Source organism: Paenibacillus artemisiicola (assembly GCF_017652985.1).
Lineage (GTDB): Bacteria > Bacillota > Bacilli > Paenibacillales > Paenibacillaceae > Paenibacillus_Z > Paenibacillus_Z artemisiicola.
The window spans coordinates 90,743-106,493 of sequence record NZ_JAGGDJ010000004.1; the positions used below are offsets into that span (position 1 = coordinate 90,743).

General features: G+C 61.4%; 15 protein-coding genes. 2 read left to right on the forward strand and 13 right to left on the reverse strand.

The features are described from left to right. Window positions 1–31: 31 nt before the first annotated feature. On the reverse strand, window positions 32–838 hold the full coding sequence (locus tag I8J29_RS08840; protein WP_208847257.1) for an arylamine N-acetyltransferase family protein: 807 nt from the start codon (window positions 836–838) through the stop codon (window positions 32–34). A 111-nt stretch (window positions 839–949) separates the two neighbouring features. Here I8J29_RS08840 and I8J29_RS08845 point away from each other — a divergent pair, with 111 nt between their 5' ends. After that, window positions 950–1,840: an AraC family transcriptional regulator gene (locus I8J29_RS08845; protein ID WP_208847258.1), complete on the forward strand. Its 891-nt coding sequence runs from the start codon at window positions 950–952 to the stop codon at window positions 1,838–1,840. A 24-nt stretch (window positions 1,841–1,864) separates the two neighbouring features. Here the strand turns inward: I8J29_RS08845 and I8J29_RS08850 are convergent, their stop codons facing one another. The 9 genes from I8J29_RS08850 to I8J29_RS08890 all read right to left on the reverse strand — a co-directional run bounded on the left by I8J29_RS08850 (window position 1,865) and on the right by I8J29_RS08890 (window position 12,441). Then, the gene (locus I8J29_RS08850) at window positions 1,865–2,266 is read right to left on the reverse strand and encodes a hypothetical protein (RefSeq protein WP_208847259.1); all 402 of its coding nucleotides are present in this window, start codon (window positions 2,264–2,266) and stop codon (window positions 1,865–1,867) included. Window positions 2,267–2,416: 150 nt separating this feature from the next. Further along, a complete protein-coding gene (locus I8J29_RS08855; RefSeq protein ID WP_208847260.1) occupies window positions 2,417–3,199 on the reverse strand; it encodes an ABC transporter permease in 783 nt (260 codons plus the stop codon). Between the two features lie 4 nt (window positions 3,200–3,203). Then, on the reverse strand, window positions 3,204–4,007 hold the full coding sequence (locus tag I8J29_RS08860; protein WP_208847261.1) for an ABC transporter permease: 804 nt from the start codon (window positions 4,005–4,007) through the stop codon (window positions 3,204–3,206). Beyond that, complete coding sequence (locus tag I8J29_RS08865; protein WP_208847262.1) at window positions 4,004–4,981, reverse strand: ABC transporter ATP-binding protein; 978 nt, start codon at window positions 4,979–4,981, stop codon at window positions 4,004–4,006. The genes I8J29_RS08860 and I8J29_RS08865 overlap by 4 nt, the downstream gene beginning before the upstream one ends. A 427-nt stretch (window positions 4,982–5,408) precedes the next feature. After that, window positions 5,409–6,737, reverse strand: a complete 1,329-nt coding sequence (locus I8J29_RS08870) for a sulfatase-like hydrolase/transferase (protein ID WP_208847263.1) — start codon at window positions 6,735–6,737, stop codon at window positions 5,409–5,411. Window positions 6,738–6,800: 63 nt separating this feature from the next. After that, window positions 6,801–7,817 carry a Gfo/Idh/MocA family protein gene (locus tag I8J29_RS08875; RefSeq protein WP_208847264.1) on the reverse strand — a complete coding sequence of 339 codons (1,017 nt, stop codon included), beginning with the start codon at window positions 7,815–7,817 and terminating at the stop codon, window positions 6,801–6,803. Between the two features lie 230 nt (window positions 7,818–8,047). Then, the gene (locus I8J29_RS08880) at window positions 8,048–10,294 is read right to left on the reverse strand and encodes an RCC1 domain-containing protein (RefSeq protein ID WP_208847265.1); all 2,247 of its coding nucleotides are present in this window, start codon (window positions 10,292–10,294) and stop codon (window positions 8,048–8,050) included. Window positions 10,295–10,750: 456 nt separating this feature from the next. Next, window positions 10,751–11,170 (reverse strand): GNAT family N-acetyltransferase, encoded by a 420-nt coding sequence (locus tag I8J29_RS08885; RefSeq protein ID WP_208847511.1) that lies wholly within the window; start codon window positions 11,168–11,170, stop codon window positions 10,751–10,753. 350 nt (window positions 11,171–11,520) lie between these two features. Then, window positions 11,521–12,441: a bifunctional helix-turn-helix transcriptional regulator/GNAT family N-acetyltransferase gene (locus I8J29_RS08890; protein WP_338113104.1), complete on the reverse strand. Its 921-nt coding sequence runs from the start codon at window positions 12,439–12,441 to the stop codon at window positions 11,521–11,523. Between the two features lie 178 nt (window positions 12,442–12,619). On the opposite strand from I8J29_RS08890, the gene I8J29_RS08895 reads away from it, so the two are divergent. Further along, a complete protein-coding gene (locus I8J29_RS08895; RefSeq protein WP_208847266.1) occupies window positions 12,620–13,054 on the forward strand; it encodes a GNAT family N-acetyltransferase in 435 nt (144 codons plus the stop codon). 144 nt (window positions 13,055–13,198) lie between these two features. Here I8J29_RS08895 and I8J29_RS08900 read toward each other — a convergent pair whose 3' ends face one another. From I8J29_RS08900 to kynA, 3 genes are all read right to left on the reverse strand, one after another. Further along, window positions 13,199–13,966 carry a spermidine synthase gene (locus tag I8J29_RS08900; RefSeq protein WP_338113105.1) on the reverse strand — a complete coding sequence of 256 codons (768 nt, stop codon included), beginning with the start codon at window positions 13,964–13,966 and terminating at the stop codon, window positions 13,199–13,201. A gap of 290 nt (window positions 13,967–14,256) precedes the next feature. Next, complete coding sequence (gene kynB / locus I8J29_RS08905; protein WP_338113106.1) at window positions 14,257–14,889, reverse strand: arylformamidase; 633 nt, start codon at window positions 14,887–14,889, stop codon at window positions 14,257–14,259. Between the two features lie 35 nt (window positions 14,890–14,924). Further along, window positions 14,925–15,740 carry a tryptophan 2,3-dioxygenase gene (gene kynA, locus I8J29_RS08910; protein WP_208847267.1) on the reverse strand — a complete coding sequence of 272 codons (816 nt, stop codon included), beginning with the start codon at window positions 15,738–15,740 and terminating at the stop codon, window positions 14,925–14,927. Window positions 15,741–15,751 lie beyond the last annotated feature (11 nt).

Genomic DNA, 15,751 nt, shown 5'->3' on the forward strand with positions numbered 1-15,751 from the left:
GTTGTCCGCATGGCCGGCGGACGCGCCGACTTTATTCCTTGCCCTGCGGCGCCTCCGCCTCCGGGATGTCAATCCCGAAGTACATCTTCAGCGCCGCGGCGTACTCCGCTTTCGTCGGGGGCGTCAGCACCGTCACCTCGCCGCCGCGGAACAGGCGGATTTCCTCGCCCGCGCCGGTATTCCGGCCCTCCGGCGTGCAGATCGCCAGCAGCGCTCCCGCGCGGAACGGCGATTCAGGGGCGTGCTGGCACCAGAAGCTCGCGAACGCGTAATCGTCCTTCAGCTGCGGCTCCTCCGTGAAGGAATAGACCCGTCCCCACTCGCCCCGCTTCCGCTCGCTCAGAAACCAGCCGAACGCCGCGTCCCGGTCGAGCCGGTAGCATTCCCCGCCCTGCTCCTGCTCCAGTCCGTCCTGCAGCAGCGGCGGACGCCGAGGCACCGCCCCGCCGACGCCGACGTCGCACAGGTAGAAGGCGCCTTCCGCTTCCACCTTGAGCACGTGATGGCGCCGCTTCGGCGGCAGCGCCGTCTCGTCGCGCCAAAACCGCGCCACGTAGTCCGTCACGGGGTACCCCAGCTCCCGCAGCAGCCAGCCGAACAGCGCGTTCAGCTCGAAGCAGTAGCCGCCGCGGCGCCGGCGGACGATTTTATCCCACAGCGCCTCGGGATCGAGCGACAGCGGAACTCCGTTCAAAATATCCAAATTCTCGTACGGCACCGCCATCAGATGCGCCCGCTGCAGCCCCGCCAGCGCTTCGGCGCTCCCGTCCAGCGGCCCCTCGTAGCGGATCCGTTTCAAATAAGCCTCGACTTGCGGATGGATCTCCCGGTTCGGCATGACGACCGCTCCCCTTTCTGACTTCGGTTCCTAGTGTTCGCTCATGGACACGCCGGCCGCGCCGTGCCATAATCAGGCTACGCGCAAACCGGACGAAGGATGTGGCCGATCATGACGATGTTCAAAGGCGACGAATTTTTCAAACTGGACGATTTTCCGTTCTATATCGATCGCTACACGATCGAGAAGAACGAGACCATCCCCTCGCATACCCACGACTTCATCGAGCTCGTGTTCGTCGTGGAAGGCAGCGCCGTGCACGAAATGTCCGGCCATACGTACCGCCTGGCGGCCGGCGACGTCTTCGTGATCGAACCGAACGTCTATCACAGCTACGTCTGCGCCGCGGACCGGGAGACGGTCGTCTACAACGTGCTCTTCGACGCCGCGTTCCTTCAGCGCGAGATGGAAGTGCTGCAGCAGATGCCGTCGTTCATCAATTTCTTCTACCTGGTCCCGTTCCTGCGCAAGAACCACGCGTTCGTGCCGTACCATCCCCTCCAGCCCGCGCAGAAGGTGCATATCCAATCGCATCTGCAGGCGGTCTTCGAGGAATTCGCGCAGCGCCGGGACGGCTACCAGCTCGTGATCAAGACCCGGCTCATCGAATGCCTCGTCTGGCTGAGCCGGTATCATCAGGAGAACCGGGAAGCCGGGCAGCGGCCGAGCGTCAGCGACCGCGACTGGATGGACTCCATCGTTCATTTCGTCGACCGGCATTATTACCAGCCGCTGACCCTGCAGCAGCTGAGCCGGCTGAGCGGCATGAGCGTCTCGTCGTTCACCGCCAAATTCAAGGAAGCGGCCGGCATGAGCCTGCTTGATTACAAGCATACCGTCCAAATTCGCCATGCGTCTACCCTCTTGCGGACCACCGACAAAAAAGTGCTCGACATCGCGCATGAAACCGGCTTCGGCGACATCAGCTTCTTCAACCGGGTGTTCCGCAAGCATACCGGCTGCTCGCCGCGGGAATACCGCTCCGGCGCTCATCTGCGCTAGCCGCCCGCGTTCGGTTCCGCTTCGCTACCGCCGGCCGGATTCGCGGAGCCTGTCCGCGCTCATGCGAACGGCCGAGACGAAGTAACCGATCAGAACCGCGATGAACAGATTGTACAGGCTCGGCATCGCCGCGAGGCCCAAGTAAAGGCAGCAGGGCAGCGACCAGACCCATGCCGCCCACATCAGGAACCGGGCGCGAAAGAGCGCGGCGGCCATGCCCAGACATGCGGGCGCGGCGATCATGACGAGCAGGATGCGCACGGTATCCCGCCCGATCGGCGGGTCCGCATGCGCGTTCGAATACAAGAATGCCGCGCATAACGCCGCGCTGCCGGCCGCGGCCAGAAAACCGATCTTTTCCACGTCAACCCCTCCGATTCCCGGCTCGTTCTTTTCCCATTCTCCGATCCGCAAGATGCCCGTCATTCACGTTCTCTCCTATTTCAAGCCGAGACGCGCGAACTCCTGCCATCGGCCGGAAACGAAAGAAAGCCGCCGTGCGTGACGGCAGCTTCGCGTTCGTTTTTTCTGATTCTCGTCGTATTCGTTCGCGTTGCCCGGCGTCGACCGGTCTCGTCAGGAACCCGTGGAGCGGTAATGCCGCACGCCGAACTGCCACACCAGGATGCAAGGCAGGAGGAAGAGGAAGCCCGCTAGGGGCGATAGCATGTAGAGGATGTCGTGGCCGCCCGCCCTGTCCAGGAGATAGAGCAGCGGCAAGTAATTGACGCAGCCGAACGGAATGACGAAGGTGAAGAACATCACGACCCATTTCTGATAGATATGCAGCGGGTACTGCGCCATCTCCCGGCCCCCGTCCGTGAAGATATTCGCGACCTCCAGCCCTTCGATCGTCCAGAAGCACAAGGTTGCGGCCAGCATGAAGATGCCCGTGAATACCGCGATGCCGCTTGCGATCATGAGCAGCAGCGTCGCCGCCTTCATCGCGGTCCACGCGATGGGCAGATGGGCGAGCGCCAGCGCGAGCACGAGGCAGCTTTGGGCCAGCCGGCCGAAACGGGTAAATTCGAACTTCGAGCCAAGCACCTGCAGCGCCGTGGTTCGGGGACGGACGAGCAGCCGGTCGAAATCGCCGCTGCCGACCAGGCTGGAGAAGGCGTCGAAGCCGCGCGAGAAGCATTCGCTGAACGAGAACGACAGATGGATGACGGCGAAGCACAGCGCGACCTCGTAGAAGTTCCAGCCCTGCACCTGGCCGAACCGTTCGAACATGAAGTACAAGCCGGCGAACACCGAGAACGGGATGAAGAATTGGCCCAGGGTCAGCAGCCAGAACGACGTCCGGTACTGCAGCTGCGATTTGAACTGCATGCTCAAGTAGCGATAGTATAAGCGCATCTCGTTAACCTCCCTGCACGACGACTTGACGCAGCGCCCGGTTCAAGGCCCATCTGCCGAATCCGAGCAGCACCGCGAGCCAGCCGAGCTGAATGAGAATCCCCCAGAGCGCTTCGGCCCGCGGAATTTGCTCGGAGTAGACGCGGAACGGGAAATCCGCCGACCACCGGAAAGGAAGCGCGCTCGCGACCTGCTGCAGCCAAGCCGGCATCAGCGGGACCGGAATGACGAGCCCGGCGAAAAACTCGCCGACCACGGCGAAGAGCAGCGTCGATCCGGTAGGCGACATCGTCCAGAACACGGAGATGTAGATCAGCATCGAAATGGACACGATGATCAGGAGGCCTAGGACCAGCGCCGCCAGAAACAGCGCGCCCGTTCCGAGCGAAGGCGGCAGCCGAAGCTGATAAGCCTTGGGAAGCAGGAAGGCGATGAGCAAGATCGGAACGGCGCGCAGCGCCGCGCTGGACACGCGCTGGGCGAGGAGCTTGGCGAACCAGAATTCGTAGATCCCGCATGGCCGGCACAGCTCGTAGGCGATGTTGCCCCCGGTAATCAACTGGAAAATTTCGTTGTCGCGGAACCAGAGCATGATGAATGACAGAAACACCTGCTGCAGCCAAATATAAGAGACGACGTCCTGCAGGGACATGGGCTGGTCCTGCGCGCCGTTCCGATAGAACGCCACGAAGATCATGATGAAGACGAGACCGAAGAACAGCTGGGTCACCATGCCCGCGTACGCGGCGGCGCGGTACTGCAAGCCGGTGATGAAGCGAAGCTTCCAAATCGACAAGTACGCGTTCATACCCGGTGCTCCTTATACAGCTCGACGATCAGTTCGTCGACCGGCTTCGTCTCGATCGCCACGTCCACCAGCTCGACCTGTTCGGATAACCGCGAGATGACTTGCGCCATGAGGACGCGCTCGGTATCTACGCTGAGCACCGCCCGCTCCGGCGACCAGGACAGCAGGGACGCGCCGGGAATCTCCAGCGGGCTCGAATTCGGATGGTAATCGACCGTCACCGTCCGATGGGTGCCGAACCTGCCGCGCAGCTCCGCCAAATTGCCGTCGTAGAGCAGCGTGCCCTTGCCGATCATGAGGATCCGGTCGGCCAGGGCCTCGATATCGCTCATGTCGTGCGTCGTCAGGATGACGGTGACCCCCTTCTCTTTATTGATGGTTTTGATGAATTGCCGGACCGCGATCTTGCTGACCGCGTCCAATCCGATCGTCGGTTCGTCCAGAAACAGGATTTTGGGGCCGTGCAGCAGCGAAGCCGCGATTTCGCAGCGCATCCGCTGCCCGAGGCTCAGCTGCCTGACCGGGGTATGAAGCAAGCCGCCAAGTTCCAGCGTTTCCGTCAGCAGGCTGAGATTCGCGGCGTACAAGCCGCGCGGAATCGCGTAAATGTCGCGCAGGAGCTCGAACGAATCGATGACCGGCACGTCCCACCACAGCTGCGAGCGCTGGCCGAAGACGACGCCGATGTTGCCCACGTACGCCTTGCGTTCCTGCCACGGCGTGTAGCCCATGACGGAGCACGTTCCGCGGTCGGGCACCATAATGCCGCTCATGACCTTGATCGTCGTGGATTTGCCCGCTCCGTTCGGGCCGATATACCCGACGATCTCCCCTTCCCCGATGGTGAACGAGATGTCCCGGAGCGCGTCGACGACGGTATGCTCGCGAACGAACAGCGCTTTCGCGGCCTGCCGCAAGCCCGCGGACCGCTTCGCCACCTTGAACGATTTGCTGATGCCTTCCAGCGTAATCATGGATTTCAACCTCCTCTTTTTAGCCGCCCGAAAAATATATCCAAAATCCAAAAAAAAGTATAGACTTATAAAAAATCATCGTTTATAATACTATTATAGAGGCCAAGGACATCAATTTCGTACCCAAAAATTCAAAAAAATGAAATTTTCAACGAGAGCTTCGTTGATATTCTATTTGAATCGTATATTTAAATAAAAGATAACCTACCAGGCGCCGGTTGCTATTTGCAACCGGCCCTTTTTAATTCTCTTGCTTTCCGGGTCTGACGAACCGTTCGCGCGTTCCGTCGTCCGCGCGAACGAGCGGAGAAGGCCAAGAAGACCCGCAGCCTTAGGCTGCGGGTCTTCTTGCGTCACGCGTTATGGATATCGACGTTGCAGGGTAACGTGTTCCGTACGTCTAGTCGACGACATCCGCTTCGTCCCGTTAATCCTCCTGCCGGAACTGCCCGTACCAGGCGAGGACCGCCTCCCGCAGCTCCCGCGTCTTCTCGGGATAATCCCGGCACCGATTGATCCGTTCGCCGGGGTCCTCCGCCAGATTGGACAAATGCACGTCCTCGGACGCTTCCCGGCCGAAGTCCAGCTTGCCGTTCAGCACCAGCTTCCAGGCGCCGTCGCGGACGGCCAGCTGGTTCTCGTACGCCCAGAACAGGCGGCGCTCCGCCGGCGGCGCATCCGGAGCGCTCCCGCGCAGCAGCAGGCTCGCGGCGCTGCGGCCGTCCAGCTGCCGATCCGCCGGCTCGATGCCGGCCAGCTCCAGGAGGGTCGGGAGCACGTCCGTCATGACGCGCGGCTCGTCCTCCGCCCGGCCGGGGGCCGCCGCGGCCGGAACGCGCCAAATCGCGGGTTCGCGAATCCCGCCGTCGAACAGGCTGCCTTTATGCCCGCGGAAGATCCCCGCCGAGCCCCCGTAATACAGGTCCTCCGTGCCGTCCAAATAATTGCGCGATTCCGTCGACGGCCCGTTGTCGCTGGAGAAGAAGATCACCGTGTTCTCCAGCTGCCCCGTCCGCCGAAGCGCCTCGACGATCTCGCCGACGCCGTCGTCCACCGCGGCGATCATGGCCGCCATGATCCGCTTGTCCGGCGGCAAGTCCGGGAAGCGGTCGAGGTATTCCCGCGGCGCATGCATCGGATAATGCGGCGCGTTGTACGCCACGTACGCGAAGAACGGCTGCTCCCGCTCCGTCTCGATGAAGTCGACGGTCTTCGCCGTGATCAGCTCCGTCAGGTAATCGCCGTTGCTCCACACTTCCCGGTCGTTATGCCAGAGGTCATGAACGGGATTCACGCCTCCGCCCTGCTCCCAATAGAAAATGTGGGAGTAATAATCCACGCAGCCGGCCATGAAGCCGTAAAACTCGTCGAAGCCGTGCGCGTTCGGATTTTGCTCCGGCGTCACGCCCAGATGCCATTTGCCGAACAAGCCCGTCCGGTAGCCGTGCGGCTTCAGCCAAGCCGCGATCGTCCGTTCTTCCCGCGGGAGCCCGGCGGTCCCCCGCTTGCCGCCGAGGATCCGCTCGACGCCCGTCCGGGCCGGATCGCGTCCCGTTAACAGCGATGCCCGGGACGGCGAGCAGACCGGCGAGTTGGAATACCAGTTCGTGAACCGGACGCCCTCTTCCGCAAGCCGGTCGAGATGCGGGGTCCGAATGTCCGGCGAGCCGTAACAACCCAAGTCCCCGTAGCCTAGATCGTCGCAGTAAAAGACGATAAAATTCGGCCGCTGCGGCCGGTTGTTCGTATCTTGCATCGTGACTGCCTCCGTTTCTTGAAGTCGCGCTTCCTTAAGCATGCTTCCTGTCAGGCTGCGTGTTCAGGCGCCGCCTTCCTGCGGCTCGATCGTGACCCGCCGTTTCTCGCGCGCGGACGTCAGGCTGGCTTCGATGACCCGCAGGTTGCGAACGCCGTCCCAAGGGCCGATCGCTTCCGGCTCTCCGAGAAGCACCGCCCGCGCAAACCCGTCCAGCAGCGCCTGCTGCTGGTTGCCGCGCTCGAACGGCTCCGTCCGCGTCTCGCCGTTCGCGGTCACCTGAATGTCGGGGCTTAGATCGCCGCGCAGCGAGAAGGCCGACGGCAGCCGGATCGTGCCGCGCGTGCCCCGAATTTCCAGCGTGTTGGCGAAGTCCGCCCACAAGCCGCACTGGTACGTCAACGCCGCGTCGCCCGGAAATTCCACAAGGCCGGACGCCATCATATCGACGCCGCCATGGTCCGGCGAGAAGAACGCCTGCGCCGTCGCCGCCACCGGTTCCGTCTCCAGCAAGTAGCGGGCCGCGCTGAACAAGTAGCAGCCGATATCGTACAGACTGCCGCCCCCCATCTCCCTTACGAAGCGAATATCGCCCGCCAGGGCGGAACGGTCCGACGTGAAGACGCCGTGCACGCCCCGAATCGTGCCGATCTCGCCGGAACGGAGGATGTCCTTGATCCGGTCGTAGCGCGGATGGCAGCGATACATGACGTTTTCCTGCAGATGCACCCCGAACCGCTCGCAAGCTTCGACCATGGCGGCCGCATCGCTCGCCGTCACCGCCATCGGCTTCTCGACCAGCACGTGCTTGCCTGCCCGGGCGGCTTCGATCGTCCATTCCCGGTGCAGATGGTTGGGCAGCGGAATATAGACCGCGTCGATGTTCGGATCGGTCAGCAGGTCTTGGTAGCTCCCGTAAGCGCCCGGTATGCCGTGCGTATCCGCATACGAGCGGGCTTTCGCTTCGTCGCGGCTGGCAACGGCCGCGATCGCTTGCATGTCCGACACGCGGACGGACGGAATAAACGCCTTCGCGGCGATTTGAGCGCACCCCATAATGCCCCAACGCAGCTTCTTCATCGGCTCTCCTCCTAACGGGTGGTCCGTGAAATCATAAAATTGACGTCAGCGGCCCGAATTGTCTCGGAAATAACGAAATCAGCCGCATTTTCTTTCCTGTTCCCGCGAATGTATACGCTTTAGCAACGCTGAAGTTGCGTCGAACGACCCGCCGGCCGCGAACGAAAAAGGAGCAGCCGCCTCAGGCGCGCCGCTCCAAAACGATTCCGACAAGACAATGGCCTCTTATGTCAGAGCCGAACGCCGTACAATAAACTCCCGTCAAGCAGGTACCATGCCAGCAGCCGGTATTCCCTGCCTTCCTGGCCGGCTGCGACATGCTCCCGGTATTCCAGCTCTCCGGATTCCTGGAAAGCAGCGATCATCTTGCCTGCTTGCGACGCGTACACGTACGTCGTATTTTGATACGCATAGACAATCATGCCGTCCGGCGCCAACTGCTTGATCGCTATCGGCTTGTCTTTCCACGAAGCGCCTTTGGGGCCGGCGTACACGTGCTTGGTCATGCCTTCCGGCGTGCGAACGTCCAAGCGCCATTGCCCGGCGCTCTCGTCATAGGTCCGGTAGGCGATCCATCCGTTCTTGATCCGGTAGGATTGCCTTGGATCCGCCGCATAATCGGCGGCATCGAACGGATAAGCCGCGATCGTCGTCACTCGGCCGTCCGCGCCGCGCAAGCGCAGCGATCGCCTGGCTTGCCCGCCGTTATCTTGGGTTACCGCGTTGTAGAGCAGATCGGTTCCGTCCATCATGACCCCGAAGTACGTGTAGTCGCCGGGCGTTAGACCGATCGTCTTCATCGTACCGTCCGGCAGCGACACGTAGATTTCCGATGGATGCTCGTTCAACGTATACGCGACCGTTCCGTCGGGGCATAAATCAAAACGGATGTGCATATCTCGATAAAATTTGGCATTCGGCAAGGAACGCGATGCGCCTGTCGTTAGATCGACGACGCTATCGCCCACTACCGCGAAGTTTCCGTTCGCATCGTAGAGGTACGTTCCCTCCCAACTCCTTCGAACCGCGCCGTCCTTCCAATACGACGTCTTCCGTCCGTCGGTATATACCACGCCATCCGCGGACAGCTCCGCACGAGTCAAATGGTAAATGCTCTCGGCCTCGGCCACTTTGATTTGGGCGTGAGTCGCACGGTCGTACAACCACAGCAACTCGCCATAGTAAAACAAGACCCGGGTTGCGTCGAAGTCGAGAATCGGTCCGGCCAATCGATAAAGAAGGGTTTCAGGGCTTTGCCGGTCTAATCCTTGAACCTTGACGGGGGTAACACGGTCCGCTGCGCTCCCGTCTCCGAGTTGTCCCCCTCGATTATCCCCCCACCCCCAAGCGGTACCATCGCTTCGGAGCGCCAAGCTATGATTATCTCCGGCGGCCAGCGCGGTCACGCTATCGAGACCTTGCACCTGTGCCGGGGTCAAGCGCCGCGACGTACCCCCGTCGCCAAGCTGACCCGATCGATTGTCTCCCCATGCCCAGACGGTGCCGTCGCCTTCGAGCGCCAAGTTATGATCATCGCCGGCTGACAGACTGACCACGTTGGCAAGGTCGTGGAGCTGAACGGGAACGGAACGAAGCGCCGTGGTTCCATCGCCGAGCTGCCCTTTGTCATTGTGGCCCCACGCCCAGACGGTTCCGTCGCTTTCGAGCGCCAAGCTATGTTGGAGACCGGCTGCCAGTCCGGTCACGCTATCGAGGCCTTTTACCCGAACCGGCGTCGGGCGCGGCGCCAGGTTTTCATCGTCGTCGTAGACGCTCCCCCATTCCCAGACGGTGCCGTCGCTCTTGAGCGCCAAACTAAACGTACCGCCAGCGGCAACGGCAACGACCGAATCCAGCCCGTTCACCTGCGACGGCGAATAATGGTAGTAATAAAAGTCGGACACGGTACCGTCGCCAAGCTGACCCGCATCGTTCCTGCCCCATGCCCAGACGGTTCCGTCTCGCTTGAGCGCCAGATAATGCCCCCTGCCCGCAGAGATGGCGATGACCGAATCGAACGCCAGCCCGGAATCGTCTTTCACTTGAATCGGAGTCGGGCCGGGATACGGATAGGCATCGCTTGCGGAAGGAATGGTAACTCCCCACGTCCACACCGTGCCGTCGCCAAGCAGCGCCATACTGTTGCAATCACGGGCCGCGATGCCGCTTACCTCTTTGAGGCTCTTGACCGGCACCGGCGCGCCATGGGAAGTCGTGGTCCCATCCCCGAGCTCGCCCCAATCATTATCTCCCCACGACCAGACCGTGCCGTCGCTGCGCAGCGCCAAGCTGTGCAGACACCCTCCTGCCAGCGAAACCGCTTTTGCGGCGCCGGGTGTCCGATCCGCCGGCCCCTTGTCAGCCTGAGCCCGAACCGTACCCTCGCTTTCCGAAGAGGCAGCCGCCATTTGGGAAAAGGCTACAAACGCAAACATAACGCAAAAGATGCCCGAAAACCAGCGCAAACGCTTATTCATCGCCAAAGTTCCCTCCCGATCTTCCTTCGTCTCCACTGCCAGGCTATCGTTCCGGGCAGCGGGCCATCGGTTCCATGAATCGTATTGGCTTATCGCGAATCAAGAATTCTCTATTGTGTTTGCCATGAATCGTAATGCATGTTTTCGGCCGAGAACATCACCTCGTTCTTCATGATGTGCACAAGCTTCCATCTCCTAAATTTTACCTAAACCTGTCTGTTCCCATCTATCACTCCAGCGTATGTCTTTTGCTTAGCTAATCGCAGTACGTACGGCTACTACGCTCCCGGCGAATGCCTTCGCTGATCAGCCGTTCGCCGGGAACGTGAACACGAAATAAAGAGCCGCTGCTCCATGGCAGCGGCTCCTTATTTCGTGTTACGATCATCCCTGAAACGCAAGAGGTCCAAGCCCCGCGCGATATCAGACCGTATACGCATGAGTCCCGTATTGACGTTAACGCTTTTCCAATACGGTAAACATGCCCGTCATATGCGAGGCATGGTTCTGAATCCCGAAGGCTTCATAGAAGGCTTCCTTGCCTTCCGATGCGAACAAGCCGACAAACGCGATGCCGTTCTCGTAACGGCGTTTCTCTATATAGGCAAGCAGGCGGTTCATGATTTCCTTCCCCAGTCCATGTCCTTGATAGACAGGAAGAATCGCCACGTCTTGGATGTAAAAATACATGCTGTCGTCGCCGACGATGCGCCCCATGCCCACGGGAGCGTCATCGACCGTCACGACGACCCCGTAAAGGGAGTTTCGCAGCGAGCCTGCCGCCATCTCCGCATCGACGCTTCCCCAGCCGACGGCTTCCCAGAGCAGCCGATGCTCCGCGACGGTCGGAAGGCGATCGTGAATCATGTAGGTCATGTCTGACAAGTGAACCACCGTCTTTCTACTAAAATATGGGGACGGCTAACCTTATACTTGCCGCCAGGCTATCCCTCGTTGACGGGCGCCGCCTTCATTACGGCCTTTCGTCCGATGTCATACACGTTATTCGGCATGTCTCAAGGACACGCCTGCCGGTCTGTTGAATTGCGAATGACTATCTGTCGGACCTTCTTTTACTTCACCGCTTTCCGTTTAACGACTTCCAAAACGTCGATACGGAGTTTCTCCCGTTCATCCAGAAGCGACTTGCTCTCTCCTATCACATTCGGGCCAGGCTGACGCAAACCTGCCAATCGGCGTAAAAAAGAAACGTGCGTACTTCGTATTTACAACAGTAATTCATAGGTTTCTTCCCGGTGCCGAACGCCCCATGCCTCGTTTGCATGCTCGCCGATCTTCGTAAATCCCGCCTTCGTATACATGGCGATCGCCGTACGCTGGTCGTCCGTCGTCGCCAAGACCACGCGCCGAAACCCTTTCTCCCTGCAGTAGCGCAGCGCTTCTTGGAATAGTCTCTTCCCGTAGCCGGCCCCTCTGTACTCCGGACGGAGGATGAACCACCTCAACTGCGCATCGCTTTCGGAAAGTCCGGCAATGGCGATGGCGCCGATCATGCCCTCCTCGGATTCCGCGAACCAGAACCGATCTTTATCCGGGCTGTACTGCCGGAAAAAATCGACGAAGGTCTGGCATACGTACGCTTCGAACGCGTGATTATAGCCGCATTCCTCCGCATACAGCCAGCCGTGCAGATGAATCAGGCTCCCGACGTCTCCGGGTCTGAGCTCGTTGCGGATCCGAACCTCCGGCGGAAATTGCGGATCGTCGCCTGACAGGATCCGTTCGATCGCCGTCATATGCGTCGTGACCCGATGCCGCGCTTGTTCGGCCAACGGCTCCATCATCAGCCGGATCTGTTCGTCGGAGCGCCGGTTCAGGTCCGCGAGCGTTCGCTTCCCGTTCTCGCTCAGGCACAGATAATAAAGCCGTCCGTCTTCGCCGGATTGCTCGCGATGCACGAGATCCAGCTTGGCGAACCGTTTCAGCATGCGGCTTAAGTAACCGGCGTCCAGCCTCAACCGGTCGATGAGCATCGTGGCGGTGCAGCGTTCCGTACTGCCGATCTCAAACAAAACCCGTGCTTCCGACAGCGAAAATTCGCTATCCAGCATATGCCGATCCAGCAGCCCAAGAACGTTCGTATAGAATCGGTTAAACTTCCGGACGACGTTGACGACGGATTCCACATCGCATATCCCCTCTCGCAGACCGATGGCGCGTTCGGCCGATAATTATTGACTAAGTCAACTAATTGCATTATGCTGCAAACAGTTGCTTAAGTCAACTATTGATCCAAGGTTGGTTGCGAGAAACTCTATCTCGCTCATCCGTTCCATTAATCCGCATCCAGAAAGGAAGATCGTCATGGAAGTCATTCGCGTCGCGTCGCCGGAGAATTTGCAGGCTTGCTTGCGCGTGCGGCATCAAGTATTCGTGTTGGAACAACATATCCCGGCAAGCATCGAGGTCGACGGGAAGGACGTCCTCCGAGGAGAGAGCCATCACCTGCTGTTGGCCGACGAGGGAAAACCGGTCGCAACCGGCAGGTGGTATTTTCAGGAAGAGGGGGTCGCGAAATTCCAGCGGATTGCCGTGCTGGAAACGCATCGGAACCGCGGGCTCGGGAAACGAATCATGGACGAGATGGAGCGGCAAGCGATGGAGCTGGGAGCTGCGAGCGTCGTCTTGGACGCGCAGCTATCGGCGAAGCGCTTCTACGACAGACTCGGCTACGCCGCGATTTCCGGGCCGTTCCGTGAGGCGGGAATCGAACATCTGCGCATGAAAAAGCCGCTGTAGCGAATCCGCCCGCGACGCGGGAGCGGAAACCGGCGGAAGCGGACGCAAGCGGGCGCATGCCATCGTGCCTCTGCGTGCCGGCGTTCAAGCCGCGGCGCCGGGACGGCGCAACGGCATGGCGCGCATCGGTGCAAGACGCCCCGCTCAGCGAGCCGCTTCATCGGGCGAAGATCCCCGGTCTCTCGGCGCGAAGCCCGGCTCCAGCGCGATTTCCGCGAACCCGGCCATCGCCTTCGGGTCATAGGCCAACGGATGGGCGCTGCCGGCCAGCAGCATGTTCCGCTGCTCCGACGGCTCCTTCCCCGGCAGCGTGAACGCCATCTTATGCGGGAAGACCTCCGCCAGCGCGGTGTGGATCGCCCGCACGCGTTTGTCCCCCGCTCCCTTGCCCATCAGATTGAGCAGCATTAGGCCCGGCTCGCGGAGCTTGTCCCGCGCCAGCCGCATAAATTCCAGCGTGCTCAGATGATGCGGCGTCCCTTCCTTGGTGAAGGCGTCCAGCACAAGGCTGTCGAGCCGCCCGTCGGCCTGCTCCGCCAGCAGCTGCCGGCCGTCTCCGATCAGGACGTTGTCCCGGCGGTAGCGGAAGTACGTCCGGCTAAGCTCCACGACCTGCCCGTCGATCTCCGCGACGATCACCTCCCGGTCCGCATAGTGCGCCGCAATCGTCCCGATGCCGTGGCCGATCATGAAGAGCCGCCGGAAATGCGGCGCGTTGCGGTCGATCAGATGGATGAGCGCCCGCGGGTACTCGAGCACGATCCGCTCGGGCCGACGCAGGTCGATCGCGCCTTGTACCGCGTCGTCCGCAAACCGCAAATAGCGGAACCGCCCCGTTTCGCCATAGAGCTCGTTGGCCTCGCACACTTCCATCCGCTGCAGGGCGCTCGTCACGTTCGCCAGCTGGATCACGTCTTCGCCTCACCTTCGTCCGCTCCGATGCCGGAAGCACCGATTTTCTAACCCGATTGTACAACCAATTGAGCGGGCAGGAAAGCGATTCGAAGGCGGAACGGTTCGATCGTGCCGCTCCGTTGAGCCGAGCCGCGGTCTTTACCGCTTTTCGAGCGGGCGAGCGGGCGGGCGGACGGGCGCTCGGACGGGCGCTCGGGCGGGCGGCATTAAGCCTCACGTTATTTCCCAAGAAATAATCGCTTATGGCGTAATAACGACCCTGCGTGCCCGGACACGGCATGGACGCGTTAAACGAGCTTGCGAAGCGCGGCCCGGGTCGGACTGCCGTCGGCCAGCGCGAGCGGCAGCGGAAGCGCGGCAAGCTCGTAGCGCCCGGGCTCGACATGATCCAGAACAAGTCCCTCGAGGATGTGGATGCCGTGCGCCGCCAGCGCGTGATGCGCGGGCAGCTCCTTGCTGTCCAGCGGATCGACCGACGGCAGATCGAGCCCGAGCAGGCGAACGCCGCGCACCGCCAGATACGCCGCCAGCTCCGGCTCGACGGGCGGAATCCACGCCGGGAACGCGCGCCGGTCCGGCCAGGCGTCCGTGCGAAGGAGCAGACGGGCCGCCTGCCCCAGTTCGGCCCCGCTCAGGTCGCCGATTCCGATCGCTCGGGCGCCCGGCACATGCACGACGACGGCCTCGCCCAGATAAACGTCCAGCTCCAGGTCGATCGCCTTGGCGCCCGCATCGTCGAAATGGTACGGCGCGTCGATATGCGTGCCCGTATGCAGGCTCATGCGGATCCGCCCGACGTTGACGGACCCGGTGTCTTCCTTCCGCCAGGCACGCTCGTAAACGAACGGCGTGTCTCCCGGCCAGCCGGCCGTCCGCTCGTCGAGCGGCTGGGAGATATCGATCCATTTGTTCGCGTTCACCCCCGCCCGCCTCCCCTTCGCTTCCATGTCCGTCTTCACAGCTTGGTTCGCAGGCTCCACAGCTCCGGGAAGAACGGCTGCTCCAGCACCCGCTTCAAATACGTCACGCCCGACGAGCCGCCCGTCCCCTGCTTATGGCCGATGATGCGCTCGACCGTCGACAGATGGTGGAACCGCCAGGCCTGCTGCTGGCTGCCGATATCGGCCAGCTTCTCCGCCAGTTCGTACAAATCCCAGTACCCCTCCACATCGCGGTAGACGGTCAGCCATGCGTCCTCCACGCTCGCATTGGGCGCGTACGGCTGCGACCAATCCCGGTCCAGCGCCGCTTCGTCGACGGGCAGCCCGCGCGCGGCGAGCGCCCCGATGGCCGCATCGTACAGACTCGGCTCGCGCAGCGCTTCCTGCATGACCGCGTCCAGCTCCGGGCGGTGCCGGAATACCGTCAGCGTCTCGGCCTTCTTCTGGCCCAGCGCGAATTCGATCAGCCGGTTCTGATGGGATTGAAAGCCGGACGCGCTGCCCAGCTTATCGCGGAAGCCCATATATTCGGCCGGCGTCAGCGTCGAGAGAATGGACCACGACTGCGTGAGCTGCTGCTGGATCCGCGAGACGCGCGCCAGCATTTTGAACGAGGGCTCGAGCTCGCCGGCACGGATGCTTCGCATCGCGGCGTTCAGCTCGTGGAGGATGAGCTTCATCCAGAGCTCGCTCGTCTGGTGGATGACGATGAACAGCATCTCGTCATGATGGCCGGAGCGGCGGTTTTGGCTGCCTAGAATCCGGTCGAGCCGGAGATAATCTCCGTACGACATCGAGCCGCTGAAGTCCGTCCGAATGTCTTTTTCCATTCGCGCTGCCC

Coding starts and splice junctions, on each gene's coding strand:
- I8J29_RS08840 (WP_208847257.1), bottom strand. CDS start 838: ATGCCGAACCGGGAGATCCATCCGCAAGTCGAGGCTTATTTGAAACGG.
- I8J29_RS08845 (WP_208847258.1), top strand. CDS start 950: ATGACGATGTTCAAAGGCGACGAATTTTTCAAACTGGACGATTTTCCG.
- I8J29_RS08850 (WP_208847259.1), bottom strand. CDS start 2,266: ATGACGGGCATCTTGCGGATCGGAGAATGGGAAAAGAACGAGCCGGGA.
- I8J29_RS08855 (WP_208847260.1), bottom strand. CDS start 3,199: ATGCGCTTATACTATCGCTACTTGAGCATGCAGTTCAAATCGCAGCTG.
- I8J29_RS08860 (WP_208847261.1), bottom strand. CDS start 4,007: ATGAACGCGTACTTGTCGATTTGGAAGCTTCGCTTCATCACCGGCTTG.
- I8J29_RS08865 (WP_208847262.1), bottom strand. CDS start 4,981: ATGATTACGCTGGAAGGCATCAGCAAATCGTTCAAGGTGGCGAAGCGG.
- I8J29_RS08870 (WP_208847263.1), bottom strand. CDS start 6,737: ATGCAAGATACGAACAACCGGCCGCAGCGGCCGAATTTTATCGTCTTT.
- I8J29_RS08875 (WP_208847264.1), bottom strand. CDS start 7,817: ATGAAGAAGCTGCGTTGGGGCATTATGGGGTGCGCTCAAATCGCCGCG.
- I8J29_RS08880 (WP_208847265.1), bottom strand. CDS start 10,294: ATGAATAAGCGTTTGCGCTGGTTTTCGGGCATCTTTTGCGTTATGTTT.
- I8J29_RS08885 (WP_208847511.1), bottom strand. CDS start 11,170: ATGACCTACATGATTCACGATCGCCTTCCGACCGTCGCGGAGCATCGG.
- I8J29_RS08895 (WP_208847266.1), top strand. CDS start 12,620: ATGGAAGTCATTCGCGTCGCGTCGCCGGAGAATTTGCAGGCTTGCTTG.
- kynA (WP_208847267.1), bottom strand. CDS start 15,740: ATGGAAAAAGACATTCGGACGGACTTCAGCGGCTCGATGTCGTACGGA.